Origin of the sequence: Streptomyces sp. NBC_00631, from assembly GCF_045206895.1 — a bacterium.
GTDB lineage: Bacteria > Actinomycetota > Actinomycetes > Streptomycetales > Streptomycetaceae > Streptomyces.
Genome location: NZ_CP107734.1, coordinates 4,876,666 through 4,903,376, shown reverse-complemented (window position 1 = coordinate 4,903,376; position 26,711 = coordinate 4,876,666). Strand labels below are relative to the sequence as shown.

Below are 26,711 nucleotides of genomic sequence, written 5' to 3'. Positions count from 1 at the left end.
CGTGACGCAGACCCGTCTGGTCGACACCCGGGACGGAACGGGTGCCGCAGAGGCGCAACTTGCTCCGGGCGGCAGCATCAATGTGCAGATGGACGGCGTGGATGGAATCGCCGACGCCTCAGCGGTCTTCGTGAACCTCACGGTGCCCTCGCCGGCGGCCGCCGGCTCTCTGTACGCGTACGCCACCGGGGGATCTGCCGGTCAGCCCGCTCTGGACTACGTAGACGCCACCACGGCGAGCGCGGCGACCGTCGCCGTGGGCTCGGGAGGGCAGATCACGGTCAAGAACGGGTCGAGTACCCAGTCCATCGATGTCGTTATCGACATCTACGGGTACTTCAGTCCCGGTGTGACTCAGGGCGGTGGCTTCACCCCGGTCCAGGCGCGGCTGCTCGACACCCGCACCACCACCTCCATCCCGGCACACGGCACGGTGGCCGTGGCGGTGGGCGGCACCAACGGCCTGCCCGTCTATGGCATCGGTGGTGTCGTCCTCAACCTGACAACCACTGACCAGCAGGCGGCCGGCTATCTACGTGCCTGGCCCACCGGACAGCCCGCTCCAGACACGTCGGTAGGCAACTTCCAGCCGGGCTCGTCGCGAGCCGATCTCGCCATCCTCCAGCCTGGAACCTCGGGCAAGATCAATGTGTACAACAGCAGTTCGGGCACGGTCGATCTGGAGGGCTGGTTCTCGGCGATCGAACCGTCCATCCCGACGGACCTGGCGACGACCGGAACGGATACCACGACCCCGATGGTGTCGGGAGTGGTCTACGGTCCGACCGGCGACTCGGTGACCGGCGAGATCTTCGTCCAGGACGCGTCCGGCAACCCGGTCGGCGAAACGCCGACCGCGATCGGGACCGTGCCGACCGGTGAGCGGGTCACCTACATGATTCCCGAGGGAACACTGACAGCCGGCCAGACCTACAGCTGGTACATGCTCGCCTGCTACGCCTCTCTCTGCTCCGCGCCCAGTTCCACCCAGAACTTCACCTTCACGGGGCCCTCCTCCGACTCGGGCTCAGGCTCCGTGCCGGCCAACGCCGTCACCGCCACGCTCCCTGCCTCGGGCATCACCAGCGAGGACGCCATCACCGACGCGACCGGCTGCTCCGGGGCCGCCTGCGCTGTGAACACCGCTACGACCACCTTGAAGGTCGGCGGCGACGGGACCAACCACTGGGCGTCGGCGATCAAGGCGGATCTCTCCGCCATTCCGGCGGGTTCCACCGTCTACAGCGCCACCCTGTCCCTCACGCAACAGGGCTGCCTCGGCGGATGCACCAGCGACACCCTTGATGTCGAGCAGGCGGACGGCGACGTGACCGCGCAGACGACGGGGGCCGGACTACTGGCCCAGGAGGACACATCCGGTCCCATCGCCTCGGGAACGGAGGCCAGCGCCTCCTATGACGTCACACCCTTGGTGGCGAGCTGGCTGAGCGGTGGCTTGCCCAACGACGGACTCGTCCTTCAGGCCGACGACCAGTCCACGGCCACCACCGGCACCGTCTACTACTCCTCAGCCAGCACGGTCCCCAGCGCCGAACAGCCGACGATCCGCGTCGTGTACACGCCTCCGACCGCTCCCGGCGCCCCGACGAACGCCACCGCGACGCCTGGCGACGGCGGAGCCGTCCTCACCTGGTCACCGCCGACCGACAGCGGCTACGTCGACGCCACCGGCGACGGCATCTCCTACACGGTCAAAGCCCTCGCCCCCTCCGGCCAAGTCGCCCAACAGGTCACCACGGGCGGACTGCACGCCGTCATCACGGGCCTCACCGACGGTACGGCCTACACGTTCGCCGTATCCGCGACCAACCCGGTCGGCACAGGCTCCAGCGACACCACAGCCGCGACGACACCGCAAGCGGTGTCCGGAGGAACCTCGCAGTACACCCAGACCATCAGCCAGTTCCTCAACGCCAAGGACCAGCTTCAGGAGAGCGCCACAGCAAGCAGTTCCACCGTCGCCTCCCAGTACAGCTTCTCCACGTCCTTCTCCACCGAGCTGAACTACGGAGCGGACACAGACACCGCCATCGCCGCCCTGGAACAGGCCAACAGCGAACAGGACACCCAGGACACCACCACCCTGTCCAACACGCTCGTCGTACACCCCTCAGGCAGCAGCACCACCGAGGTCTTCACCGCGGCCGATGAGACCTTCACGACCGTGGACACCAGCACCGGCACCTCGCAATCCACCCCCGGGGAGAGCATCGACGACGACGAATTCTTCTTCAACGCCTCCGGCACACCCTTTATCACCGGCTTCGTTGATGCCGATGCGGCCCTGGACCCCGTCACGGCATACACCAACCAGACGGCAACAGCGCCCAGTGTTCAGGACTCCGCCTCCGACGGCACCCCCGAGTGGACGCTCGACAGCAGCGGCCACGCCGTCCTCGCCCCGGGGTTCACCGATCCCGGGGGCGGGGGCAGCGGCAATTCAGCTGTTTCTTCCTGGGCGTTGAGCCACGTCAACATCGATTACAACGGGTTCGGCGCTCCAGCGGGAGCCGTCATGCCTGGCCCTGCCTTTCGATGTGTGCGGCGGCGTGGTCGCCGATCACCGGCCGAGCCCGGGCCTCCTCTGCAACGGCCCTTCCGGCCCGAAGAGCGGCAACGGGATCGGCCGCCTCGTCCAGCTCGACGAGCACGATGCCGGCGCCGGGTGTCCGGGACATCGCGTCGGCCCATGCCCTCCAGCCCACGATGCCGGTGCCCAGTTCGGTCATGTAGGGCTGCTGCTGGGCGAAGACCGTGTCGTCGATGGTGAGGTGGACGTCGATCGGCTTGACGGCGTCCTTCCAGTGCGCGAGCGCGATGCGCTGGGAGTGGCGGCGCGCGACGGCGACGGGGTCACCTCCCCCGAGCGCGATGTGGCAGGAGTCGGGGCACAGCCACACGTAGCGCGGATCGGTCAGGGTCATGAACAGGTCGATGTCCCGCTCGTACCACAGAGTGCTGTTGGACTCGGTGTGGAAGGCGAGCTTCACGCCGTACCAGGAGACGGCCTCCCCGACCACGTGGGCGATGTCGGCCATCCGGGTCATGTACGCGGCGTCGACGAAGAAGGGCGGGCGGGTTCCGTACGTCGTCCGCATGGGCAGTCCGGCGACGAGCAGTTCCGCCCCCACCTCGGCGAGGAAGGCGGCGCGTCGCTCGGCGTCGGCGACGATCGCGGGCAGGTCGTCGTCCTGCCGCCAGTCGGGGGCGTCGCTGCCGGCGATGAACGCGCTCACCACGGACAGGCTGCGGGCCGCGAGCTCGCGGCGGAAGGAGGCCGCGCTGCCGAAGGCGCGCAGAGCCGAGTCGATGTCGCCGGGCGGGAAGGTCAGCTCCAGGCCGGTGATCCCGGCCTCCGCCAGCGAGTCCATCACTCGTTCCCAGAAGGGCCGGGGATGGTCGCGGGCCCAGTCGCGCAGGGCCTCGGCGGAGTCCAGTCCCCAGAAGTCCGGGTGGTAGAAGGTGACGACGTCGGTCGCGAAGCGCGGTGTCAGCGGTGTCATGCGGCGCCTCCGCGGGCGTTGTAGACGGTGATCCCGTCGGCGTCGACGGCGTCCCGGTAGGCTCGGAACACGGCGAGCGCCTCGTCCCGGAGTACGTCGTGGATGACCTTGATGCCGCGTGCCTCGAACTGCTCGGCCCAGTCCGCGCCGAGCGGGCCCTCGTCGAAGGTCGTGATCTCCTCCAGCTCCGGTCCCTCACCCGCGACCACGAGCCCCCGCACCCCGGACCACATCGTCGCGCCGTAGCACTGCACGCACGGACGCCAGTTGACGACCAGCTCGTGCGCGGGCAGGCCCTCGCCGCCGAGGTCCCAGCCGCCGGTCGCCGTCTGGGCGAGGCCCAGCGCGACGACCTCGGCGTGTGCGCTGGAGACCCCGGAGGCAAGTACGACGTTCACGCCGACCGAGACGATCCGGCCGGTGTCCTGCTCGGCGACGAGTGCCGCGAACGGACCGCCGTTGCCCTCCCGCCAGTTGCGGTCGGCGAGGCGGTGCACGAGGCGCATGCGGTCGCCGCGGTCGGGGATGGCGGCGGGCACATCGGCGAGTTCGTCGTCGATCCACGTGGGCAGCGCCACGCGGTATTCCTTCGGGATGTCGATCACGGGTTCCGGATTCCTCTCAGTGGGCGGCGGGCGTGGTGATGCGTTCGGCGACGGCGCGCGCGGCTCGTACGGCGGTCACCGCGCCGGCCAGCGTGACGTTGGCGGCCATGGCAGTGGGGATCACGCCGTTGCCCGCGAGGTACAGGTTGTCGAAGCCCCACACCCGGCCGTCGGGGTCGCACACGCTGGCGCCGTCGTCGGCGCTGCCCGCCCGGACGGTGCCGGTCTGGTGCAACGACGAGCCGGGCGGCAGCAGGGCCAGTTCGGTCTCGGGATCGAACGTGCCGAACTCCTCGGCGAGCGACCGGACTTCGTCGAGCGCGCGGCCGATCAGAGCCCGGTCGGCGTCGGAGTAGCCGAACTCGACGGTGATCCGTGGCATCCCGGCGAGGTCGGTGTCCGACTCCGAGAAGACGAGCCGGTTCTCGGGACGGGACTCGACGGGGGCGTACAGCGACAGGCCCACCGAGTGCGCCAGGGGGCCGCCGGCCTCGTCCACGTACGTGCGGTTCATGATCTGGCCGTGGAACGGCTGCGCCGCTCCGTTCTGCGGCAGCCAGAGCGAGTCCGTGGCGAACTCGCCGGGGAGCGGCAGGGGCAGGGCGTCGAGGCCGATGCCGAACCGGTCGAGGTCGAGCAGCACCCGGGCGCTGATGAACGCGTGCTCGTTGAGGTGACGCCCCAGTGCCGCGGGCCGTATGCCGGACGCGAACAGCAGTTGCGGGGTGCGCAGCGCGTCGGCGCACACCACCACGGTCTCCGCGCCCAGCTCGTACTCGGTGCCATCGGCGACACGACGCAGCCGGGCGCCGGCGACCCGGCCGCCGTCGGTGACGAGGGCCGTGGCGAGGGTGCCGGTCAGGAGCGTGAAAGCCGGGTCCCCGCCCGCCGCGATCGGGGGGAAGACCGTGCCCGGAGCCGTGCGCGGCATGGGGCCCGCCGGTGTCGCGGTGACCGCCATCGGCATCGGCTGCGACCGCCGGTCGTCCGGTCCGACGCCGTCGTAGCACCGACGCAGTACCTCAAGTACCCGCTGCCCGACCGGAGTCGGGCCGATGGCGGCGGGCGTGACCGCGAGCAGGCGGCGCGCGGTGTCCAGATCCGTCGCCCAGCGGTCCGGGTCACCGAAGTCGAACACCTCGTCCCCGGCGGGCCAGGGGGTCGCGGCGGTCCAGTGCACGCCCATGCCGCCCGCGTTCCACGCGAGCGCGGCAGCCGGCATCGCCTCGGCGTCCTCGCCGAAGGCGAGCGCGTGGAACATGCCGGGCGCCAGGCCGGTGATGCTGTCTGCGACGTCGCGCACCACTTCGGCGCCCGTGTACAGGCCCTGGACACCGGTGGCGACCCGCTCGTTGTAGCGCGACCAGAGGGCTGGATCGTCGAGGTCGTGCAGGTGCAGGCCGGGAGCCGCGCCGATCGGCTGGCCGCCGTCGACCATGGTGATGTCCAGCGCCGGATCGGTGTCCCGCAGCAGCCGGGCCACGACGGATCCCATGATGCCGCTGCCCACGATGAGAACGCCGGTCCTGCTGGTGCCGGTCATGGTCGGGCTCCTGTCCTGTGAAACTGGGTGTGAGGGGAAAGTGCGGATGGGGCGCGCGATCACGCGCTCGGGACGGGCGGGCCGAACAACTCGGTGTCCATGTGGTCGAGCACGAACTTGACGGCGCCGATGAGCGGGCCGTCGGAGCCCAGTACGGTGGCGCGCAGCTCGACGGCGGGGGTACGGGCGCCGCGCATCGCCTCGCGCACCCGGGGCAGCAGCACATCGGCCGCGTCCTCCAGACCGCCGCCGAGCACGATGAGCGACGGCGCGACGGTCCACGACAGGGTGGTGAGGATCGACGCGATGTTCTCCACGAACTCGTCGACCTCCGCGAGCGCCGCCGCTTCGCCGCCCCGAGCCGCGGCGAAGCGGCCGAGCGCGACCCGCCGCCGGGCCGGATCCGGTGAGGTCAGCCACGCCACGGGGCGGTCCTCCACCGAGCCGGCCGGCAGCGAAACCGCCTCGGCGATCTCGCCCGCGGCGCCTTCGAGACCACGGTGGACGTCACCGCGTATGAGGGTGCCGAGACCGGTCCTGTTGCCGAGCATCGCCCACACGACGTTGTCGTGGTCACCGGCCGCACCCCGCCAACGCTCGCCGAGCGCACCCAGATTGGTGTCGTTGTCCGCGAACCACGGCATGCCGATGCGCCGCCCGAGTTCCTTGGGCAGGCGCACGCCTTCCCACTGCGTCGTGTGCACCAGGCGCCGTACGACGCCGTCGTCGTCGATCGCGCCACCGCTGGCGATCGCGCCGGCCCGGAGCCGGTCCGCCGTCCCGCCCGCGTCGGAGAGGGCCTCCAGCACCAGCGCCGCCGCGTCGTCGAGCGTGGCCTGCGGATCCTGGTAGTCACGCAGCGGCCGGTGCGCCCGGCCGACGATTCGGCCGCGCACGTCGGCGACGACCGCGGCCCCGTCCAGGGTGGTGATGCGCACGGCCGCCAGCAGCGCGTGCTCGGCCCGCATCTCGTACCGGCGAGCGGGGCGCCCGGCGCAGCCGCTCACCGGCACCCGGTCGAGTTCGCTCACCCAGCCCGCGTCGACGAGCGAGTCCAGGATGAGTTCGACGGTGCGGCGGGACAGGCCGACCCGCTCGGACAGCTCGGCCAGCGTCATCGGCCCGGCCGACACCGCCAGCGTGCGCAGGATCACCGAGGTGTTGACCCGCCGGACGGCGCTCTGGTTCATCCCGGACATCAGCACGCCTCCGCAGTGTCGGACCCTGCCACCACCGGGTCGTACACACCTGTGGTGTCGGCCGCCGGCGTCGCCCCGCGCCTGCCGTACTCGCGAGCGGGGTCGCCGAGCCTCCCGGTCGCCGGCTCCCAGGCCGGCGACCGGCCGTGGACGAACGCGGCCAGGTCGGCGTGCATGGACGTGGCGAGTTCCGAGGGCGGCCGCGTTCCGAGGGCCTCGGCGGTCCCCGGCGCGTCGAGCACGTCGAAGAAGAACGGGATGTCGGCGCAGTGCACGGCTCCACCGAGTACGGGGGAGGGCCATTCGAAGGAGTACAGCCAGGTGCCGGCGCCGGCGTCGCGACGCGAGGCCGCCGCGCGCGGACAGGCGGCGCGGAACAGGGTGTCCGTCACACGGGTGCCCGCCGCGCGGGCGGCGGCGTTGCGGATGGCCGGGGCGCCGCCGTCGAACTCGTCGCCCGTCGCGCCGAGCAGCAGCGGTACGTCGCCCCCGTGTATGGCAAGACCGTCAGCGATGGGCGCCGGAAGGATGTCGTCGCCGACGACCGGACCGAGCACGAGCGGGCCCTCGTCGCCACGTTCGCTCCGCAGCAGACGGACGCCCTGCTGAACGCTTTCCACCGTGAGGCCGCCGAAGCCGTCGCGCGTCGGCGGCACGCCGAGCCGGTCACCGAGCCGCCCGGCGAAGCCGCGCGCGGCGTCCGCGCCCACCTCGAAGAAGCCGCCGGACACACTGGCCGCGCGGTGGAAGCGACCACTGCCGAGGGGCGAGGAGAGCAGTGCGAGCACCGCCCCGCCTCCCGCCGACTGGCCGGCGACGGTGACCCGGCCCGGGTCACCGCCGAAAGCCGCGATGTTCTCCTGCACCCAGTCGAGCGCGAGCAGCAGGTCGCGCAGCCCGAGGTTCGGGGGTACGCCGTCCAGCGGGGCGAATCCGTCGACGCCGAGCCGGTAGCCGGGCGTCACGGTGACGATTCCGTCGCGGGCGAAGGCGCGGCCGTCGTACCACGGACTGGCGGGGCTGCCCGCGAGGAAGCCGCCGCCGTGGATCCACACCAGCACCGGGCATGACACACCGTCCGCAGGGGCGACGACACTCAGGTTCAGTACGTCGTCGCCCGGCACCGACGGCTCCGGAATGGTGGTCGTGGCGAACAGCGGCACGCACTGCGAGGTGGCACCGTGCCGGGACGCGTCGAGCGGCTGCGTGAACCGGCCGCGTGGCACCGGCGCCGCGAACCGCCGCGCCCCGACGGGTGCTGCGGCGAACGGGATGCCGAGGAAGCGCCGTAGCCGGCCGGTGCGGCGGCCGATGATCGTGCCCGCGGGAGCCTTCACCACGTCCATCACATCCACCGCGGTCACCGCATTCCCGTTCCGGCGACGCCCTGCACGAAGTAGCGCTGCAGGAACAGGAAGAGCACGAGCACCGGCAGCATCACGACGATCGCGCCGGCGAGCATCAGGCCGTAGTCGGTGACGTGCGCGGCAGCCTGGCTGGTGGCGGCCAGCCCCACCGGGAGCGTGTAACTGGAGGTGCTCTGAGCGACGATGAGCGGCCAGATGAAGTTGTTCCACGAGTAGAGGAACGACATGATCGTGATCGTCGCGACGGCGGGACCCGCCAACGGCAGGAAGATCCGGAAGAAGATCCGGAACTCGCCCGCCCCGTCGATCCGGGCCGCTTCCAGCAGTTCGTCGGGGACCGACAGGGCGTACTGCCGCATGATGAACACGGACAGCGGCAGCGCCGCACTGGGCAGGGCGATACCGGTGAGAGTGTCCGCCAGGCCCAGGTCGACGGTGATCACGAACTGTGTGACGAACACCGTGGTGAACGGCACCATCATCGCCGCCATGACCGCGCCGAACGCGATCCGCTTGCCCGCGAAGTCCAGCTTGGCGAGCGCGTATCCCGCTGCCGACGCGGCCACGATGTTGCCGGCGACGACGATGACCGCGACCACGATGCTGTTGACCAGGAACCGGCCGAAGCCCTCGGTCTGGAACAGTCGTACGAAGTTGTCGAGGGTGATGTGGTGCGGAAGCCAGGCGCCGGGGTCGGAGCGGATCTCGTCGAGGCTGCGCAGCGAGCCGCTGAGCACCCAGACGAACGGCAGCATCGTGAGCAGCGCGCACAGCACGAGCGCGCCGTACAGCAGGGGACGGGCGACGGACCGACGGCGCACCTGCGTCCGTTCGCCCGCCATCTCGGCATTCCGCGGTGCGGCGATGGTGGTCATGCGCGGGGCCTCAGCATTCGGAACTGGACGATGCTCACCAACGTCACGAGGAGGAGCATCACGAAGGACGCCGCCGAGGACATGCCGAACTCGCCGACCCCGAACTGGTGGTAGGTGTACAGCGCCACCGACTCGGTGGAGCCCAGCGGGCCGCCGTTGGTGAGCAGATACGGCTCGTCGAACACCTGGAGGTAGAAAACGGTCAGCAGCACCGACACCATCAGCGTGGTCGGCATCAGCAACGGCAGGGTGATGTGCCTGAGCTGCCGCCACCGGCCGGCCCCGTCGAGGGAGGCGGCCTCGTACACGTCCTGCGGGATCGCCTGCAGACCGGCGAGGAACAGCACCATCGCGATGCCGAAGTTGCGCCAGACACCCAGCAGGATGACCACGGGCATGGCCAGGCGTGTGTCGTCCAGCCAGTTCGGACCGGCGAAACCGAAGGCACCCAGCACCTTGTTGACGGTGCCGTTGGCGTTGAAGGCGTACTGCCAGATCATGGCGACGGCCACGACGTTCGTGACGACCGGTGCGAAGAAGACGGTACGGAAGGTGCCGCGCAGCCGCCGGATGCCGGAGTTGAGCGCGAGGGCGAGCGCGAACCCGAACCCCATCGTCAACGGCACACCGACGGCCACGAACAGGACGGTGTTGAGGATGTCCCGCAGGAAGACCGGGTCCTCCAGCAGCCGGAGATAGTTCTGGATTCCGGTGAAGTCGACGGCGAGCGGATGCCGCAGGTCCGTGCCGCGCAGATCGGTGAGGCTGAACCCGAGCGCGGCGACGGTGGGAATCGCCGTGTAGAGCAGGAACACCAGGGCGAACGGTGCGAGGAACAGCCAGGCGACGGCCGTTCGCCGAGAGCCCCGGGGCCGACGCGCACCGCGCGGCGTCGTCGGCCCGATGGTGGCGGTCATCCGGGGATCACCCCTTGCCCGTGCCGAGGCTCTCGGCGTACGCCTGGACGTTCGCGGCAGCCTTCGCGGCGGTCCCCTTGCCCTTGGCCACGGCTTCCATCTCCTTACCCAGCCGGGTGGCGACCTGCTGCCAGGTGCTCACCTGCGGGAACGCCCGGGTGTTCTTCAGCTGCGTGAGGAAGGCGTCCAGCAGCGGCTGGCCCGCGATGGCGGGGTTGGCCCAGGCTGAGGCGACGGCCGGCAGCGAGCTGTACGCCTTGTACTGCGCGACTTGGGTGCTCGGCTTGGAGATGTACCGGATGAGCTTCCAGGCCGCGTCCGCGTTGCCGCTGTCGGCGAGCACGCCCCAGCTTCCCCCGGCGGAGAAGGAGACGCTGCCCGACGATCCGGCCGGCAGGGGTGCGGTGGCGACGTGGGAGGCCGTCCAGCCGGTCTTCTTCGCGACCGCGTCGAGCTGGCCGATGACCCACGGGCCCGTGATCATGCAGGCGGTCTTGCCCGACACGAAGTACGGCTGCGCGTCGAGGAACGTGGGCCCGCTGGTGTCGGCGATGCCCGAGGTGAAGAACGACGCGTTGTACTTGATCGCGTCGACCATCGCCGACGTGTCGAGCGTCCACTTGCCGCCGGACGGGAGCAGCGAGCCACCCGCCTGCCAGGCGTACATCGCGACGTCCTGGCCGTTGAAGACGTCCCAGCCGATGTCCGCCCCGAGGCCGTGCCCGGCGCCGGCGCTCTGGAGCGCCTTGAAGAACGGCACCATCTCGTCCCATGTCGCCGGCGCCTTGACGCCCGCCTTCTTGGCGAGGTCGGAGCGGTAGACGAGCGCGTAGGTGTAGGCGTACCAGGGCACCGTGTAGGCGACGTTCTTCACCACACCGGCGTCCCACAGACTCGTGAAGAAGGCGGACGGGTCGACGAGACCGTCCGGGACGGGCCGCAGGATCGACGGATCGAGAAACTGCGCCTGCGACTCGGGGAAGAACTGGGCGACATCGGGTCCCTTGCCCGCCGCGATCGCCGACTGGAGCTTGGTGTAGTACTCGGCGTTCGGGATCAGCGTGAACTTCACGTCGAGGTCGGGATTCGCGGCCTTGAAGGGCTTGATGACCTTGTCGAGCACGTCGGCATCGCCCTGGGCGGCCCAGAGGTTGACGGTTCCCTTGGCCGGGGAGTTGTCGACGGGCTTGGCGGTGGCGGCGGTCGCAGCGTTGTCACTGCCGCGACCGCAGCCTGCCAGGGCGAAGCTGCCGAGGAGAGCTGTGCCGGCGGTCAGCCGTAGGACACCGCGTCTGGAGGGGTGGGACACGCTGGGCTCCTGTCTCATGGGCGATGAGCACAGTGGGGGATTTCGGGGAAAGTAGCGAATTTGGTCCGAGGGGACCTGACGGGGGTGATGGGCCGCCTGATGGGTCTGATGGGGGCGATGCCCCTTAACGGCGTGGCAGTGACCGTATGCGTGAGTGGTTGCGGTGGAATCGCGGACCCGTCACGGCGAAATTTCGGAACTTGTAGCAAAATCCCTTGGGGCGGCATTCGGGCTCTGTGCGGCCAAGCTCGTCGATCCGGTTGCGGTGCGTGCCGGAAACCTCATCCATGCTGGTCGCATCCCTGCACCTGCCGGCAGACTGCCCCGCCCGGTTGCGGCATTCCGCCCGACCCGCGGCATGATGATCACTCGTGGTGCTGGGGTGGGCGGCGAGCGGGTCCCGAAGGCACGAGCCTTTGCAGCGAGAGGCCGAGGTGTCGCGCCCTGGTGAGCGCGACGTAGAGCGAGCGGTGATGCTCGTTGCCAGGATCAAGGCCTTTCAGCAGTGCAGCCGCGTCGGTCTCCTCCAGCCTCATGCCGGCCTTGTCCCACTGCCGCCCCTCCGCCTGGTGGCACTTGAGCAGGGCAAACGCACCGATCGATCCGCCTACCCGCCGGAGAAGATCGCCTTCCAGATGCGCACGCCGATCTGGTGCCGCAGCCAGGCGTCCGAGGTCGGCGACGCCTGCCGCGAGGTCATCGACCAGCTGCTGGAGGTCAACGCGCTCTACCGGCTCCGCGTCGCCCAGGGAGTCCTCGGACTGAAGAAGAAGTACGGCGAGGGCCGTCTGGAGGCCGGCGGCTGGGACGGGGCTCGGCAAGGGCCGCCACGTTCGTCGTCACGTAGCCCCAGCGAAGGCCGCGGTTCAGAGCGGGCCGCAGGATGAAGTGAATCTCGAGGACTGAGTTCGCGGAGAGCGGCTCGCAGACGTGCGTCTGCTTCGTCGTGGGGTCTGTCCTGCCGTTGCGCCGGCCTTCGCACTGTTCCTGGCACTGCCGGAGGCGGGGCGTAGAACAGCTCCAGCATCTCGGCGGTCAGCTTGGCGGCCTTGAGGTCGCCGAATGTGGGCTTGAGGTGGTTGCGGATGATGCCCTCGACCCGCCCGCTCGTACGACGTCTCGTCGAGCTCCGCGACCCCGAGCCACCGGTCGAGCAGGAACGACATCGTCACCTGCGTCTTGGGATGGCGCTTCTCATCGACCTGGTAGAGGAGCTTCGTGCGGACCTTCTCGGCCTCGACCTCTGTCTCGGCCTGCTCATGAAGGTAGATGTCCTTCTTCGTGAGCGGGTCACGCCCGGCGTAGACCCGGACCTGGAAGCCGGCCCCGTTGGGGCGGATGCTGCCGGGTTGACGTCGCTTGTTCTTGGTGTTCGCCATGGTCCTGGAACCTATTCATGGTTAATGCCACGGCTACGACGAACAGCGCGCCTACCCCGGAGAGGTAAACGCGCTGGTCGAACACCGTGCCCCCGGCAGGATTCGAACCTGCGACACCCGCTTTAGGAGAGCGGTGCTCTATCCCCTGAGCTACGAAGGCGGGGCCTTGCGAACGCTGGTGGGTGCTCTGAGGGAGAGGCCACCGGCGTTGCGGCAAGGGTGGACCGCCGGTGAGGGCGGCCCCTCACAGGGTAGCGGATCAGTGTGGGGGGTGGGGCGCGGCTGAGGCCTCGGGCCAGGTTCGTGATCGTGGGTGTGGTCCGAGCGCGCCAAGCCCTTCACGGCAGCGCTCCAGGGGCCCGCCGCGCCGGTCTGGTCCTTCAGTGCGCGCCCTCGGTCAGGATTTCGCCGCAGGTGTCTGCTTCATGCCGTCCACGACCGTGCGTTCCAGGATCGCGCTGGTGAAGAGGACGGTGCCGGGCGGGATCAGGCCGTCGGTGTCGCTGCTCCTGCGGACCTGCACCGAGCGTTCGCCCAGGAAGACGTGGCTCTTCTTGTCGAAGATCCACTCCTCGCGTTCACCGCTGGCCTCGTCGAGCCGGGCCACGGCCACCCCGTGCCGGCCCACCGCGTCCGTCGCGTCGTCGACCACGACGACCCCGGGGATCTTCGCGGCGGCCTTGAACAGTGCCGGATACAGCTCCGCCGGCGGGTAGCTCTCGCCGAGCAGGTCACCGATGGTGGTGAAGGCCTCCTGGTCGGGGGAGTTCCCCTGGCCCTTCGTCTCCGAGTAGATCTTGGCCAGCAGCTTGTCGGGGTCCGTGGTGAGCTTGGTGAGGTAGTCGTACGACGGGCCGTTCAGGGACGGCTTCGGGGTCATGCCCTGCTCGTCCGGGAGGGACAGGGTCTCGCCCTCGGGGCTCTTGTCGACGGCCGGGTCGATCAGCCAGCCCTTGGTGCCGTCCGGGGACTTCCAGATCTGCCGTGTGTGCAGCGGGTGGCCGGCCAGGGAGGACTTGCCGTCGACGTTGCTGACGTAGCTGTCGGCCGACTTGGACTTGATGTAGATGTACTGGCCGGGCCTGACGGCGGGCCGGGAGGCCGAGGTCTCGGCGGCGGCCAGGGAGATCTGGTCGAGCAGCTGGGGGACGCCCTCGGTGGTGGCCGCGCCGATGGTGGTGGTCAGGGCCGGGCCGGCGTTCTGCACTCCGGTGCCGCCGTTGCCGGAGAGGGTCACTCCCGCGACGACCGCCGCGGCCAGCGCGGCCGCCGTCAGCGGCAGCACGATCGCCGGCCGGGGAAACCGGCGGCGCTCCCGCACGGGGGTCGTGGTCCGCTCGGCCTGCCGCATGTCGTGGATCTGGGCCATCAGTCGCTCCTTGTGGAACTGGTGGCGGCCCGGCGGCAGGTCCCGCGCCGTGGCGGACAGCAGCTCGGCGCTGCCGTCCCCCTCGGCCGGGTGGTTCCGGGAGGTGTTCACGGTCATCGCCTTCCTTCCTGTGCGGGCCGGATCACGTTGGTGTGATCACCTCTTGTCTGTCGGGAGCGGCGGCCGCCTTCCCGGATTCCGCGAGCTTTTTCCGGAGGCGGTCCGGCCGGCGGGGGACCGGCGAGGTCGCGCAGCTTTCTGCGGGCGCGGGAGAGCCGGGAGGCGACGGTGCCGACGGGGATGCCGAGCGCCTCCGCCGCCGCCTCGTAGTCCAGGCCCTCGCCCAGGCAGAGCGTGACGACCTCGCGCTCGGGTCTGCGGAGCTTGCTCAGGGCGGTGAGGGCGGCGGCGATGCGGTGCCCGTCGTCGACGCGGTCGGCCACCTCGTCCGCGTGGTCGGGCACCGACAGCCGTGCCGCTGCCGCGGCGTTCGCGGCGGCCCGGTACCGGCGGTTGCTGCGGTACTGGTTGCGGGCGGTGTTGGTGGCGATGCCCAGCAGCCACGGCCGCAGCGAACCGCCCTCGGGGTCCACCCGCTCGCGCAGCCGCCATGCCTCCAGGAAGGTCGCGGCCATCACGTCCTCGGCCACCGACCAGTCGGCGGTCAGCCGGAAGGCATGGTTGTAGACGGCGCGCGAGTAGCTGTCGAACAGCTCCCCGAACGCGCTCGGCTCCCCGGCCCGTACCCGGGTACGCATATGTGTGCTCACGTCACTGAGCTGTCCGGCACTCCGCACCGGCTTCCCGTGATCCGGGTCACACCCGACCCTCCAGTCCTCCAGTGGGGCGGCGGGCTCAGGACAGCGGGACGTGGGTGAAGCGGGACGCGATGTGGAGGTCGTCCTGGACCTGGGCCGCCGTGGCGTGCAGGGCCGGAAGCACCTCGCTCACGCACTCCGCCAGGGTGCGGCGGGCCGCGTGGGTGGCCACGTTCAGGGCGGCGACCGGGCGGCCCGTCCGGTCCCGTACCGGCACCGCGATCGAGCGCAGGCCCGACTCCAGTTCCTCGTCCGCCAGGGCGTATCCGCCCGGTTCGGCGAGACCCAGCAGGGCCCGGCCGAGTGCCGTACGGCTCGCCGGCAGCCGGGTGCCCACCGTGATGTCCACCGTCAGGACCCGGCTCGCGGCCGCCACCGCGACGTACTGGATCTCCGCCGGACCGGCCCCCGGCACTCGCACCGCCAGGGCCGTCGGCTCGTGCAGCCGGTCCGCGAGGGCGCGCAGCCGGGGGGCCGCGAGGCGGGCGAGGGTGGTGCGGGACAGCGGCGGGTAGCCCAGGGACAGCACCCGGGGGGTGAGGGTGAAACCGCCCGCGTCCGCGGTCACCAGGCCCAGGTGCTCGTAGGTGATCAGGGCCCGCCGTGCCGTCGCCCGGGCCAGGCCCGTCGCCTTCGCCACGTCCGTCAGGGTCAGCGCCGAGCGGCCCTCGCCGAAGGCCGTCAGGACGGTCAGGCCCCGGGCCAGCGACTCCACGAAGTCGCGGCCCAGTTCGTGCTTGGAAGCGGTGGTCCAGACGGCGAGTCCCGCGGGGGGCGGGCCCGGCTCCACGGGCCGGGCCTCGCGCAGCTCCGCCTCCATCGCGGTCACCGCCGTACGCAGCCGGGGGAGCAGGGTCTCGCGCAGGTCCGCCGCGGTGTGGCGGCTGGTGTGGCTGACGACGCTGGCCACGCACGCCACCCGTCCGGTGCCCGGGTCGCGCACCGGTACGGACACCGCGACCAGGCCCGGCTCGATCAACTGGTCGTCCAGGGCCCAGCCGGTACGCCGGGTCTCCTCGGTCCGCGCCTCGAAGTCGTCGTCGGCGGCCGGATTCCGGGGCGGCACGGCCGGGAAGCCCGCGTCCGAGGGGTCCGCCGCACGCCTCGCCCGCCAGGCCGCCCAGTCCCGCTCCGTCCACTCGGCCGCGAACAGCGGGCCGGGGGCGGTGCGTTCGGCCGGCAGCAGGTCGCCGATGCGGAAGCTGACGGACATCGCGCGGCGGCGGGTCGCCTGGTGGATGAACCGGATGCCGTCGCGGTCGGCGACCGCGAGGGACACCGACTCGTCCAGCTCGTCGGCGAGGGCGTCGGCGTGCGCGTCCAGCAGCGCGGGCAGGCGGAGAGCGGCCAGGTAGGCGTTGCCCAGCGCCATCACCCGGGGGGTGAGCACCGCGTCCCGGCCGTCCGCGCGGACGTACCCCATACGGGAGAGGGTCGCGGTGATCCGGTCCACCGTGGAACGGGCGAGGCCGGTACGCCGTTCCAGCGCGCTCGCGCTCAGCGTCCCGCCCGCCTCGGTCAGCGCCTCCAGCACCGCCACGCCCCGGATCAACGGCGTCACCGCCTCAGCGGGCGGCTCGTGCGCCGCGGGGGAGGAGGGCAAGGGGGCGGTCATCGACTCTCCGGCTCGGTACGACGGTTCGCGCGATCTCCGTGGTCTCGGGTGATCTCCGGTACGCGGCACCGCACGACCTTCGTCACGGCACGGCCTTCGCCGCTACGGCGATCAGCGCACGCCTACCGTAAACCGTGGCCCACCTGGCCAGCGCCGGATCACGCAACCCGAACCCGCCATCCGGAGTCCGGAGCCTCCTGCCCGCGCCCCGTCATCCGGAGTCCGGAGCCTCCTGCTCGCGCCCCGTCATCCGGAGTCCGGAGCCTCCTGCTCGCGCCCCGCCATCCGGAGACCGGATCCCCCTGCCGGCAACCCGCCCCCGGGACCCCCTGCCGGCAACCCGCCCCCGGAGCCCCCTGCCCGCAACCCGCCCCCGGGACCCCCTACCGCCAACCCGCCCCCGGACCCCTCCTGTCCGCGCCCCGCCGCCCCGGAGCCCGCAGCGCACCCCGCGCCCCCCACCCCGCACCCCCCGCGCCCCGCCTACGCCCGAGTCACCCGCACCTGATAGTTCCCCTCCCCGTCCACCCCCTCCACCAGCACCTCGATCCCGTGCGAGGGATCCTTGAAGTTCTCGCCCGGGCCGAACGGGGCGTCGGAGAGTTCTGCCTGGACGTTGGGGCTGCGGGTGCAGCCGCCGGTGTCGCGGTGGGCGTCGTACACCTTGATCGGTCCGCGGCCGGTGTCGACATTGGCGTCGACCTTGTAGATGAGGACGCCGGGGCGGCAGACCTCCTCGTCGTTGCCGCCCCTGGTGCGTACCTCCAGGGCGTAGCCGGTGCGGGCGTCGACGGGGACGAAGACCAGTTTGCGGCCGCCCGGCCGGGACAGCGGGGCGATGGTGTACTCGGTGCTGCCGCCGGCCGCCGCGCAGCTGACCTGGTCGGCGTCCAGCCACCCCAGCTTCCACTTGTGCCAGGCGAGGAGGTCGTTGTCGGCGCCCCAGTCCTCGCTCATGATGTCCCAGTGCCCGACGGCGCCCCCGCCCTCCTGGGTGTAGAGGTCGGGCAGGCCGAAGACATGGCCGTTCTCGTGGGGGAGGACCCGGTAGCCGGTGCGGGCGTAGGAGCCGGAGCCGTCGTCCTGGCGGGAGTAGACGAAGGAGGCGTTGGCGACCGCCGTGCCGTCCGCGACCGGGGCGTCGCCGTTGCCGGCGAAGGTCACCGACAGCACGGTGTCCAGGGCGGAGGGGCCGGCGTTCGGGGTGACCAGCACGTTCAGGAGGTCGTACGACCGGAAGTCCACGTCCGGGTCGGCGGCGGCCACGAGGTCCTGGACCAGTTGCCGGTAGCCGGGGTCGAAGGGTGCGCCGCGCTCTATGCCGTACGCGCTGAACGGCTTGGGCATCCGCAGCCAGTGGTCGATGGGGGCGACGGGCTGGTAGTCGAGCTTTCCGTAGGAGGCGGTGCGGAACCAGTCCTGGGTCTGCGGGAAGAACTCGTGGTAGCGGTCGAGCGCGCTGCCCTGGCCGGGCGCGTCGGGGAAGTCGACCATCAGGGTGAGGGCGTGCACGGTGCCGGTGGAGCGGGAGTAGCCGCCCGGGGTGGGGATGCCCTCGGTCATCTGGACGTCGTGGCCGCCGCTGATCATGCAGGGGCCGTAGACGGAGTTGCGGGCCAGCGCGATCGGGCCGGCGCCGGCTGGAGCGGGGGCCGCCGTGAGGTGCCCGGTGCCCGCCGAGGTGCCGACCGCGAGGATGAGCGCGGCCACGGCGGCGAGGCAGACCGCACGGCGGGGGCGTATGCGGCGGGCCGGCCGTATCCCGCGGTCCGCTGCCGGACGGCGGGCCGACGGCGTACGGCGGGCCGACGGTGTACGACGGCGGGGCGAGGAACGGCGGTTGGGGAGGCTCAGGGGTATGCGAAGGCGAGCGGGCTTACGGCGGCTGGGCTGCGGCTGCATGCAGGAACCTTTCGCGCCACGGCAGCCGCCGGTCTCCGGCTGCACCCTTTCGATCACCCTGTGTCGAGGGGGCGGCGGGCGCGCGCTGGAGAGGCCGATCGTGGGATGCCGGGGCCCCGCGCGAGCCGGATCCCGGGCGCCCACAACGATGTGACTCAGGTCACATGAAATGGGGAGAAGGCGTGGAAATAACCGGGGACCCTCTCCCCGTTTAGACCTGTGTCCGAGCGAAACGGGGAACGCCTCCCCGGATCGCGGAAAGTCCACAGACCAGGAGTGCGCCGTGCAGACCGCGACCGCCATTCCCGCCGTGCGCAAGGCGCCCCGGCCCCGTGCCGACGCCCTGCGCAACCGGGAGCGGATCGTCACCGCCGCCCGTGAGATGTTCACCGAGTACGGCCCCGACGTGCCGCTCGACGACATCGCCCGCCGGGCCGGCGTCGGCAACGCCACGGTGTACCGCAACTTCCCCGACCGTGACGCGCTCGTCCGTGAGGTCGTCTGCTCCGTGATGGACCGGACGTCGGAAGCGGCCGAGCTGGCGCTCGCGGAGACCGGGGACGCCTTCGAGGCGCTGGAGCGCTTCGTGCACACCGCCGCCGACGAGCGGGTCAGCGCGCTGTGCCCGATGGTCTCCAGCACCTTCGACAAGAACCACCCCGACCTCGAAGCGGCGCGGGAGCGGTGCGAGCAGCTCATCGGGCAGCTCATGGGCCGTGCCAAGGCGGCCGGACAGCTCCGTCCGGACGTGGGCGTCGGCGATGTGATGATCGTCGTGGCCCAGCTCAGCCGGCCTCCGTTCGGCACCGACTGCCTGGTCAGTGACCGCTTCGTCCACCGCCATCTGCAGCTGTTCCTGGACGGACTGCGGGCCCCGGCCCGCTCCGCCCTGCCGGGCACGGCCGTGACCATGGAGGACCTGCGCCAGGCCTGACCAAGCCGCGAACCACCGATCAGTTCGGGACCGTCCGCCGGTCCTCATCTCAGGCGTTGCCTCAGCAGCGCATCCGTATCGCACGCACCACCGAGTCCGTACCGCACGCATCGCTTTTTCCGTCACGAAGTCACGAAGTGGGTACCCCCATGTCTGCAACAGCCGCAAAGGCTCCAGGCGCACCGGCACCGTCCGGTGATGCCAACCGCTGGAAAGCGCTGGTCTTCATCGCGCTCGCCCAGCTGATGGTCGTCCTCGACGCCACCATCGTGAACATCGCGCTGCCCTCCGCCCAGACCGACCTGGGCATCTCCGACGGCAACCGGCAGTGGGTCGTCACCGCCTACGCCCTCGCCTTCGGCGGTCTGCTCCTCTTCGGCGGCCGGATCGCCGACCTGTGGGGCCGCAAGCGGGCCTTCGTCATAGGCCTGACCGGCTTCGCCGCCGCCTCCGCGCTCGGCGGTGCCGCGACCTCCGGCGCCATGATGTTCGGCGCCCGCGCCCTCCAGGGTGCCTTCGGCGCCATGCTCGCCCCGGCCGCGCTCTCCCTGCTCGCCGTGATGTTCACGGACGCCAAGGAGCGTGCCAAGGCGTTCGGCATCTACGGCGCGATCGCCGGTGGCGGCGGCGCCGTCGGCTTCATCCTCGGCGGTGTGCTCACCGAGTACCTGGACTGGCGCTGGACGTTCTTCGTCAACATCCCGTTCGCCATCGTCGCCGCGCTCGGCGCGTACTTCGTCATCCGGGAGCCGGAGGGCGGCCGCAACCGCAACCCGCTCGACATCCCCGGCGTGCTCCTGTCCACCCTGGGCCTGGTCTCGCTGGTGTACGGCTTCACCCGCGCCGAGTCCGACGGCTGGGGCGACGCCACCACCGTCGGCCTGTTCGTCGCCTCCGCGGTCCTGCTGATCTCGTTCGTCGTCACCGAGACCCGGGTCAAGGCCCCGCTGCTGCCGCTGCGTGTCGTCCTCGACCGCAACCGCGGCGGTATCTACCTCTCCCTCGGCATCGCGATCATCGCGATGTTCGGCACCTTCCTCTTCCTCACCTACTACCTCCAGGTCATCAAGGGCTTCTCCCCGATCAAGACCGGCTTCGCCTTCCTGCCGATGATCGCGGGCATGATGGTCGGTTCCACCCAGATCGGCACCCGGCTGATGACCCGGGTCCCGGCCCGTGCCCTGATGGGCCCCGGCTTCCTGGTCGCCGCGGCCGGCATGCTGGTCATGACCCAGATGGAGATCGGCTCGTCGTACGCCTCGACGATCCTCCCGGCGATGCTGCTGCTCGGTCTCGGCATGGGTACGGCGTTCATGCCGGCCATGTCCCTGGCCACGTTCGGCGTCGAGCCCCGGGACGCCGGTGTCGCCTCCGCGATGGTCAACACCTCGCAGCAGGTGGGCGGCGCGATCGGTACCGCCCTGCTGAACACGATCGCCGCCTCCGCGACGACGTCGTACATCAAGGACCACATCGCGACCGCGACCTCCAGGTCGCAGCAGCAGCTGGTCCAGATGGAGGGCGCGGTGCACGGCTACGCCAACGCGATCTGGGTCGCCGTCGGCATGCTGGTGCTGGCCGCGGTGGTCGTGGTGACCTTCGTCAACGCCGGCAAGCCGGACACCACGACGGTGGCCTCCGGCGAGGGCGCGGAGGACGAGGTGGCGGTCCCGGTGGTCGCCCACTGAGCCTCTGAGCGACCGACCGACGGACCGTAGGGGTACCCGCACGCGGGCCTGTCCCGGCTCCTCAGCGGAGCCAGGGCAGGTCCGCGCCCGCTTCGTCGGGCTGCAGGCCCTCGGCGACGATCTTCATGATCTCGCCGAGGGCCTGCTGCTGTTCCGGCGTCAGCCGCTCGAACAACGCCTGCCGTACGGCGGCCACATGGCCCGGTGCGGTGCGCCGCAGCACCTCGGCGCCCTCGTCGGTCAGGACGGCGAACTGGCCCCGCTTGTCGGAGGGGCAGTCCTCGCGCCGTACCCAGCCGTTCTTCTCCAGGCGGGCGACGGCGTGCGAGAGCCGGGAGCGGGTGATCTTCGCGTTCATGGCCAGCTCGGTCATCCGCAGCCGCCGGCCGGGCGCCTCGGCGAGCCCGACGAGCAGGCCGTAGTAGATGTGCGGCATCCCCGCGTCCCGCTGGAGCTGACGGTCCAGATGGTCCTCCAGCAGCGTCATGGCTTGCAGGTACGAGCGCCAGACCCGCTGTTCGTGGTCGGTGAGCCAGCGGCTCTGCGCGGTGGCGGAAGCGGATGCCGTATTCATGTATCCCACTGTACGAGGCCTCTCCTTGAAGATTAAACAAGCGCGGCGTAAGGTGGTGACAGAAAGCTTGAGAGTTAAAACATGCACCGCTGAAACCTGGGGGCCGGGAAGGTCCGGCACCCGGAGGGAGTCGCCGCCATGTCCGCCGCCGCACCGGAGCGCATGCCCGCCCTCTACCTGAGCCACGGCGCACCGCCGCTCGCCGACGACCCCGTCTGGCCCGGCGAACTCGCCGCCTGGAGCGCCGGCCTGCCCCGTCCCAAGGCGATCCTGATGGTCTCCGCCCACTGGGAGGAGGCGCCCCTCGCCCTCGGTGCCGTCCAGACCGTCCCCCTCGTCTACGACTTCTGGGGCTTCCCGGAGCACTACTACAAGGTGCGGTACGCGGCCCCCGGAGCGCCCGAGCTGGCCGAGTCCGTGCGCAAGCTGCTGCGCGGCCCCGGCACCCCCGTGCAGGACATCCCGGACCGCGGCCTCGACCACGGCGCCTACGTGCCCCTGGTGGAGATGTTCCCGGCCGCGGACATCCCTGTCCTGCAGATCTCCATGCCCACCCTCGATCCGGTGCGCCTGATGGAGATCGGCCGCCGGCTCGCCCCGCTGCGCGACGAGGGTGTGCTGATCGTCGGCTCCGGCTTCTTCACCCACAACCTGGCCGCGCTGCGGCACGCCGGCAACGGGGTGCCCTCGTGGTCCTCCGAGTTCGACGACTGGGGGCGCCGGGCCCTGGAGAACCGCGAGTGGGACGCCCTGCTGGACTTCCTGGACAAGGCCCCGGCCGGCCGCTACGCCCACCCGCGCACCGAGCACTTCGCCCCGCTCTTCGTCACCATGGGCGCGGCCGAGGCGGGCGGCGAGCTGGACGCGCAGAAGTCGGTGATCGACGGGTTCTGGATGGGGATGGCGAAGCGGTCGGTGCAGTTCGGCTGAGCCCGTCGCTCCGCTAGAGCGGGCGCTCGTACCAGGCCACGTCCCAGTAGCGGCCGAACTTCCGGCCCACCTCGCGGTACGTGCCGACGTACCGGAAACCGAACCGCTCGTGCAGCCGGGTGGACGCCTCGTTCGGCTGGGCGATGCCCGCGTAGGCGCGGTGCAGGTCCTCGTCCGCGAGCGCCTCGAAGAGGGCCTTGTAGAGGAGCGTGCCGACACCGCGCCGGCCGGCGTCCGGGGCGACGTAGACCGTCACCTCCACCGAGGTCTCGTAGGCCGGTTTCACGCGGTAGGGGCTGGATGTGGCGTACCCGAGAATCTCCTGTGAGTCCGCTGCCGTGGCAACCATCAGGCGGTATGGGCCGTCTTCCGGGTGGGAGAGCAGCCACGGACGACGCTCTTCCGGCGTGAAGGCCACCGTGTCAAATGTGATGGGCGTCTCACGAACGTAGTGATTGTAGATCTCCGTGAGGGCTTCGAGGTCCCCCTCGGCTCCCGGCCTGACCTGCACCTCTGTGCGTTCCGACGGCACTGCGCCTCCTCACGTGGTCGGACAGGGTACTGCATGATCAGAAAATTCGGAGGGTGGCGTGGGAATTCTGTCCGGATTCCAGTCGTTGTTTCCTTCAGATGCCGGGCACTCGACGACAGTCCGAGGAGTTCCAGAAGTGGAGTTCCGAAACGCTGGCAGTGGAGCGCCGGGCATCCGCCGAAGGACCGAGAAGAACCGATAGGACCACCCCGCCCGCCCACCATCGCAAGGGAGCACGCATGGCAACCCGTGCCGTCGCCCGTCGTCAGTCCGCCGCCACCGGCGAGACGGCCGACTCGGCAAGCAGTGTTCGCGCCCATGGCGTTCGCGGCCATGGCGGCGAGATCGCCGACCGCGATCTGGTCGGCATGTACCTCGACGAGATCGCGCGCACACCGCTCCTCGACGCCGCCAAGGAAGTCGAGCTGTCCCAGACCATAGAGGCGGGTGTGTTCGCGCGGCAGGTCCTCGACGGCGAGGAGGAGTCCGCGTCCGACGCCACCCGCGAGGAGCTGGAGGCGCTCGTCGCCGCCGGTGAGCAGGCGAAGGACGTCTTCATCCGCTCCAACCTCCGCCTGGTCGTGGCCGTCGCCCGTCGCTACCCGCGCAGCGGTCTGCCCCTCCTCGACCTGATCCAGGAGGGCAACGCCGGCCTGGTGCGCGCCGTCGAGAAGTTCGACTACCGCAAGGGCTTCAAGTTCTCCACGTACGCCACCTGGTGGATCCGCCAGGCGATCACCCGGTCCATCGCCGACCAGTCCCGGACCATCCGGCTCCCCGTCCACCTGGTGGAGGAGCTCGGCCGGATCCGCCGCGTCCAGCGCGAGTTCAACCGGGAGCACGGCCGGGACCCGGAGCCCGCCGAGATCGCCGCCGAGCTCGCCTCCACGCCGGAGCGCGTCATCGACGTGCTGGACTGGGCCCGTGACCCGGTCTCGCTGAACATGGCCGTGGACGACGAGGGCGAGACCCAGTTCGGCGACCTCCTGGAGGACACGTCGGCGGTCAGCCCCGAGCAGTCCGTCCTGACCCTGCTGCGCAGCGAGGAACTGGACGACCTGATCGGCCGCCTGGACCAGCGCACGGCCTCGATCATCAAGATGCGGTACGGCATCGAGGACGGTCGCGAGCGCACGCTGACCGAGGTCGGCAAGGAGCACGGCCTGACCCGTGAGCGCATCCGCCAGATCGAGAAGCACGCCCTGCTGGAGCTGAAGAAGCTGGCCCGCTCCACCGGGTTCGAGCCGGCCGCGTAAGGGGGTTGTACGGGGGCGGGGGTTCGCACGAGTGGGGCTCGCGTGACCGTCGCGCGCGAGACTCCACTCACGCCGGGCGCGTGCGCCGGGTGGCGGAAGACGGCGCAAACATGGCGCGGTACCGCCGCTTCAAGGTTCGCGTGTAGGGAACAACCAACCCGGGGCCGGGAAGCCGAGGCCCGCCGGCCATGACCGCGCCGGGTCGAGCGACCGCCACCACCCACGATGGCCGACGGCACCTCCAGGACCCCTCGACAACCCCGACGACTCTGACGCCCCGTCGACAAGCCACGTCCCGACGCACCATCCCCCCGGCGCCGGGACTCTCCCAGAGCCGGGCTCCGGCGCCCATCCCCCCCCGGGTGCCGGAGCCCGGCCACACCTCTCCACCGAAGGGGGCGCGCTGCGTCCGCCGGCCGTCCGACGTGCCCGGACATGCTGAGACGGTGGTTCACCCCGTACCTGAACCACGGGGTGAACCACCGGATGGCAGATTCTGCCACAGCGGCATAGCCTGCCGAGGTGAGCACCCCCAGCACCACCGGCGACACCCCGGCGCAGGACCCCGCCCCCCTCTCCCTCACGGAACGGCGCAAGGCGGAGACCCGCATGGAGATCGCCCGGGCGGCCGCGAGCCTGTTCGTACGGCGGGGCCTGCGGGCCACGCGCGCCGAGGACATCGCACAGGCCGCGGGCATCGCCCCCCGCACGTTCTACCGGTACTTCGCCACGAAGGAGGAGGCGGTCGCCCCGCTCTACGCGGCAGGCGCCCAGCGCTGGACGGAGGCGGTACGGGCGGCCCCCGCGGCCCTCTCCGTCCCCGAGGCCCTGGAACACGCCGTCCACCACACCCTGACCCCGGGCGGGGGAGTCTCCGCCGCCTCCTGGGAATGGGTCCGCACGCTGATCCACCTGGCCGACACCAGCCCGGCCCTGCGCAAGGTGTGGGCGGAGGTGTGCCAGTCCTCGGACCGCCTCCTGACATCGGTCCTGGCGGAACGCACCTCCACCCCCATCGACAACGTTGCCCCGCCCGCCCGCCTCCGCTTCACCGCGGCGGTGGCCGGCGCGGCGGTGCGAGCGGCGGTCGAATCCTGGGCGGCGGGCACGGCCGACCCCACGGGTCCGGAAGGCCCGGCAGCCTTGGCCCTGCAGAACCTTGAGGCGCTACGGGGGTTCGCGTGGGAGGGCTCGGGCGCGTAGCGGCCGCGGGCCGGTGGGGGCTGGTCGCGCCCACGCGGCGGAGCCGCATATCGAATACAGCCCCGCGCCCCTGAAGGGGCACGTCCTAGCCGCGGGCAGCCGTGCCGCTGGGGCGGCACGGGTGGGCGCTGGGGTCCCCCGTCTGGGGGAGGCACCCTGCCGGCGCCGGTAAGCGTCCCCATCCCCCCGGCCCCAGCCCCCTCACGCACCCCCGGCCCGACTCAACCGGCCCCCCAACTCCCGTGCACACGCCACCAGTTCCGCAGGCTCCCGCACCACGAACTCACGCCCCAGCATCACCAGCCGCACCGCCAGCCACTCCACCGGATCCCCGCTCTCCCCCCGCACCACACACCAGCCGCCCCCTTCGTCCACCGGCGTCCCCACCCACCCCGGCAGCCGAGCCCCCACCTCCTCCATCGTCCCGGCGAACGCGACCGCGAACTCGTATGTCTCCTGCTGCCGTTGGATGGACCGCCGCAAGTACTCCGCCGCACTTCCCGTCGGCATCTCCCGCGGCGCGAACCGCGCCCCGGTCGCGAACGGCTCGCTCACCCGGTCGACCCGGAACGTCCGCCAGTCGTCGCGTTCGAGGTCGTACGCCACGAGGTACCACCGCCGCCCCGTCGACACCAGCCGGTACGGCTCCGCCTGCCGTCGCGTCTCGCTCCCGTCCGCCGCCCGGTAGTCGAACCGCAGCCGCTCCCGCCCCGCGACCGCCGACGCCATCGCGGTGAGCGTCTCGGGCGCGATACTCGCCCCGTCCCCACTGGTCAGCGGCGTGGTCGCGGCCTGCAGCGTGGTCACCCGGTGCCGCAGCCGGGCCGGCAGCACCTGCTCCAGCTTCGCCAGCGCCCGCACCGACGCCTCGTCCACCCCCGCCACGGCATGCCCCGCCCCGGCCCGCAGCCCGACCGCGATGGCGACGGCCTCCTCGTCGTCGAGCAGCAACGGCGGCATCGCCTTCCCGGCGACCAGCCGGTATCCCCCGTCGGCACCCTTGCTGGCCTCCACGGGGTACCCCAGCTCCCGCAGCCGGTCGATGTCGCGCCGCACCGTACGCCGGGACACCTGGAGCCGCTCGGCGAGCTCACCCCCGGGCCACTCACGGGGCGTCTGAAGAAGAGACAGCAGCTGAAGCAGCCGAGCCGGAGTGTCCGTCGTCATACGGA

At 71.2% G+C, this 26,711-nt stretch carries 22 protein-coding genes, 1 tRNA gene and 1 pseudogene; 7 read left to right on the top strand and 17 right to left on the bottom strand.

Annotated elements, in window-relative coordinates:
* Positions 1-88: 88 nt before the first annotated feature.
* Positions 89-1,837, top strand: a pseudogene (locus OHB00_RS22390) (DNRLRE domain-containing protein); the annotation flags it as partial.
* 697 nt (positions 1,838-2,534) lie between these two features.
* On the opposite strand, the gene OHB00_RS22385 reads toward OHB00_RS22390, so the two are convergent.
* From OHB00_RS22385 to OHB00_RS22350, 8 genes are read right to left on the bottom strand one after another with little or no spacing between them, the layout of a single operon-like run.
* Positions 2,535-3,515, bottom strand: a complete 981-nt coding sequence (locus OHB00_RS22385; protein WP_406445944.1) for a sugar phosphate isomerase/epimerase family protein — start codon at positions 3,513-3,515, stop codon at positions 2,535-2,537.
* A 5-nt stretch (positions 3,516-3,520) separates the two neighbouring features.
* Complete coding sequence (locus OHB00_RS22380; protein ID WP_406436879.1) at positions 3,521-4,129, bottom strand: nucleoside deaminase; 609 nt, start codon at positions 4,127-4,129, stop codon at positions 3,521-3,523.
* A 16-nt stretch (positions 4,130-4,145) separates the two neighbouring features.
* Positions 4,146-5,672 carry a GMC oxidoreductase gene (locus OHB00_RS22375; RefSeq protein ID WP_406436877.1) on the bottom strand — a complete coding sequence of 509 codons (1,527 nt, stop codon included), beginning with the start codon at positions 5,670-5,672 and terminating at the stop codon, positions 4,146-4,148.
* Positions 5,673-5,731: 59 nt separating this feature from the next.
* Complete coding sequence (locus OHB00_RS22370) at positions 5,732-6,862, bottom strand: ROK family protein (protein WP_406445942.1); 1,131 nt, start codon at positions 6,860-6,862, stop codon at positions 5,732-5,734.
* An 8-nt stretch (positions 6,863-6,870) separates the two neighbouring features.
* The gene (locus OHB00_RS22365) at positions 6,871-8,235 is read right to left on the bottom strand and encodes a carboxylesterase family protein (protein ID WP_406436875.1); all 1,365 of its coding nucleotides are present in this window, start codon (positions 8,233-8,235) and stop codon (positions 6,871-6,873) included.
* Positions 8,232-9,113, bottom strand: coding sequence for a carbohydrate ABC transporter permease (locus tag OHB00_RS22360; RefSeq protein WP_406436873.1), 882 nt, complete (start codon positions 9,111-9,113; stop codon positions 8,232-8,234). The genes OHB00_RS22365 and OHB00_RS22360 overlap by 4 nt, the downstream gene beginning before the upstream one ends.
* Positions 9,110-10,030: a carbohydrate ABC transporter permease gene (locus tag OHB00_RS22355; protein ID WP_406436871.1), complete on the bottom strand. Its 921-nt coding sequence runs from the start codon at positions 10,028-10,030 to the stop codon at positions 9,110-9,112. Before OHB00_RS22355 ends, OHB00_RS22360 begins: the two co-directional genes overlap by 4 nt.
* Positions 10,031-10,037: 7 nt before the next feature.
* The gene (locus OHB00_RS22350; RefSeq protein ID WP_406436869.1) at positions 10,038-11,339 is read right to left on the bottom strand and encodes an extracellular solute-binding protein; all 1,302 of its coding nucleotides are present in this window, start codon (positions 11,337-11,339) and stop codon (positions 10,038-10,040) included.
* Between the two features lie 569 nt (positions 11,340-11,908).
* Here OHB00_RS22350 and OHB00_RS22345 point away from each other — a divergent pair.
* Complete coding sequence (locus tag OHB00_RS22345) at positions 11,909-12,226, top strand: hypothetical protein (protein ID WP_406436867.1); 318 nt, start codon at positions 11,909-11,911, stop codon at positions 12,224-12,226.
* Here OHB00_RS22345 and OHB00_RS22340 read toward each other — a convergent pair.
* The 6 genes from OHB00_RS22340 to OHB00_RS22315 all read right to left on the bottom strand — a co-directional run bounded on the left by OHB00_RS22340 (position 12,206) and on the right by OHB00_RS22315 (position 18,422).
* A complete protein-coding gene (locus OHB00_RS22340; protein ID WP_406436865.1) occupies positions 12,206-12,718 on the bottom strand; it encodes a hypothetical protein in 513 nt (170 codons plus the stop codon). The genes OHB00_RS22345 and OHB00_RS22340 overlap by 21 nt on opposite strands.
* Before the next feature lie 87 nt (positions 12,719-12,805).
* Positions 12,806-12,878, bottom strand: a tRNA-Arg gene (locus tag OHB00_RS22335).
* 237 nt (positions 12,879-13,115) lie between these two features.
* The gene (locus OHB00_RS22330; protein ID WP_406436863.1) at positions 13,116-14,204 is read right to left on the bottom strand and encodes a CU044_5270 family protein; all 1,089 of its coding nucleotides are present in this window, start codon (positions 14,202-14,204) and stop codon (positions 13,116-13,118) included.
* Complete coding sequence (locus OHB00_RS22325; RefSeq protein ID WP_406445940.1) at positions 14,201-14,845, bottom strand: RNA polymerase sigma factor; 645 nt, start codon at positions 14,843-14,845, stop codon at positions 14,201-14,203. Before OHB00_RS22325 ends, OHB00_RS22330 begins: the two co-directional genes overlap by 4 nt.
* A 97-nt stretch (positions 14,846-14,942) precedes the next feature.
* Positions 14,943-16,520 (bottom strand): IclR family transcriptional regulator C-terminal domain-containing protein, encoded by a 1,578-nt coding sequence (locus OHB00_RS22320; protein WP_406436861.1) that lies wholly within the window; start codon positions 16,518-16,520, stop codon positions 14,943-14,945.
* A 483-nt stretch (positions 16,521-17,003) separates the two neighbouring features.
* On the bottom strand, positions 17,004-18,422 hold the full coding sequence (locus OHB00_RS22315) for a M6 family metalloprotease domain-containing protein (protein WP_406436859.1): 1,419 nt from the start codon (positions 18,420-18,422) through the stop codon (positions 17,004-17,006).
* 283 nt (positions 18,423-18,705) lie between these two features.
* Between OHB00_RS22315 and OHB00_RS22310 the strand changes: the two genes are divergently transcribed.
* Entirely contained in the window at positions 18,706-19,356 is a 651-nt protein-coding gene (locus OHB00_RS22310; protein ID WP_406436857.1) for a TetR/AcrR family transcriptional regulator, read from the top strand.
* A gap of 149 nt (positions 19,357-19,505) precedes the next feature.
* Positions 19,506-21,044 carry an MFS transporter gene (locus tag OHB00_RS22305; RefSeq protein WP_406436855.1) on the top strand — a complete coding sequence of 513 codons (1,539 nt, stop codon included), beginning with the start codon at positions 19,506-19,508 and terminating at the stop codon, positions 21,042-21,044.
* Between the two features lie 61 nt (positions 21,045-21,105).
* Here the strand turns inward: OHB00_RS22305 and OHB00_RS22300 are convergent, their stop codons facing one another.
* The gene (locus tag OHB00_RS22300) at positions 21,106-21,618 is read right to left on the bottom strand and encodes a MarR family winged helix-turn-helix transcriptional regulator (RefSeq protein WP_406436853.1); all 513 of its coding nucleotides are present in this window, start codon (positions 21,616-21,618) and stop codon (positions 21,106-21,108) included.
* Between the two features lie 138 nt (positions 21,619-21,756).
* Between OHB00_RS22300 and OHB00_RS22295 the strand changes: the two genes are divergently transcribed.
* A complete protein-coding gene (locus OHB00_RS22295; protein WP_406436851.1) occupies positions 21,757-22,548 on the top strand; it encodes a dioxygenase in 792 nt (263 codons plus the stop codon).
* A 13-nt stretch (positions 22,549-22,561) separates the two neighbouring features.
* On the opposite strand, the gene OHB00_RS22290 is transcribed toward OHB00_RS22295, so the two are convergent.
* Positions 22,562-23,080 (bottom strand): GNAT family N-acetyltransferase, encoded by a 519-nt coding sequence (locus OHB00_RS22290; protein WP_406436849.1) that lies wholly within the window; start codon positions 23,078-23,080, stop codon positions 22,562-22,564.
* Positions 23,081-23,319: 239 nt separating this feature from the next.
* Here OHB00_RS22290 and OHB00_RS22285 point away from each other — a divergent pair, with 239 nt between their 5' ends.
* Together OHB00_RS22285 and OHB00_RS22280 are read left to right on the top strand one after the other, a co-directional pair.
* Complete coding sequence (locus OHB00_RS22285) at positions 23,320-24,336, top strand: RNA polymerase sigma factor RpoD/SigA (RefSeq protein ID WP_406436847.1); 1,017 nt, start codon at positions 23,320-23,322, stop codon at positions 24,334-24,336.
* A 609-nt stretch (positions 24,337-24,945) separates the two neighbouring features.
* Positions 24,946-25,539, top strand: coding sequence for a TetR/AcrR family transcriptional regulator (locus OHB00_RS22280; protein ID WP_406445938.1), 594 nt, complete (start codon positions 24,946-24,948; stop codon positions 25,537-25,539).
* 201 nt (positions 25,540-25,740) lie between these two features.
* On the opposite strand, the gene OHB00_RS22275 is transcribed toward OHB00_RS22280, so the two are convergent.
* Positions 25,741-26,706, bottom strand: a complete 966-nt coding sequence (locus tag OHB00_RS22275; RefSeq protein WP_406436845.1) for a helix-turn-helix transcriptional regulator — start codon at positions 26,704-26,706, stop codon at positions 25,741-25,743.
* Positions 26,707-26,711: the final 5 nt, after the last annotated feature.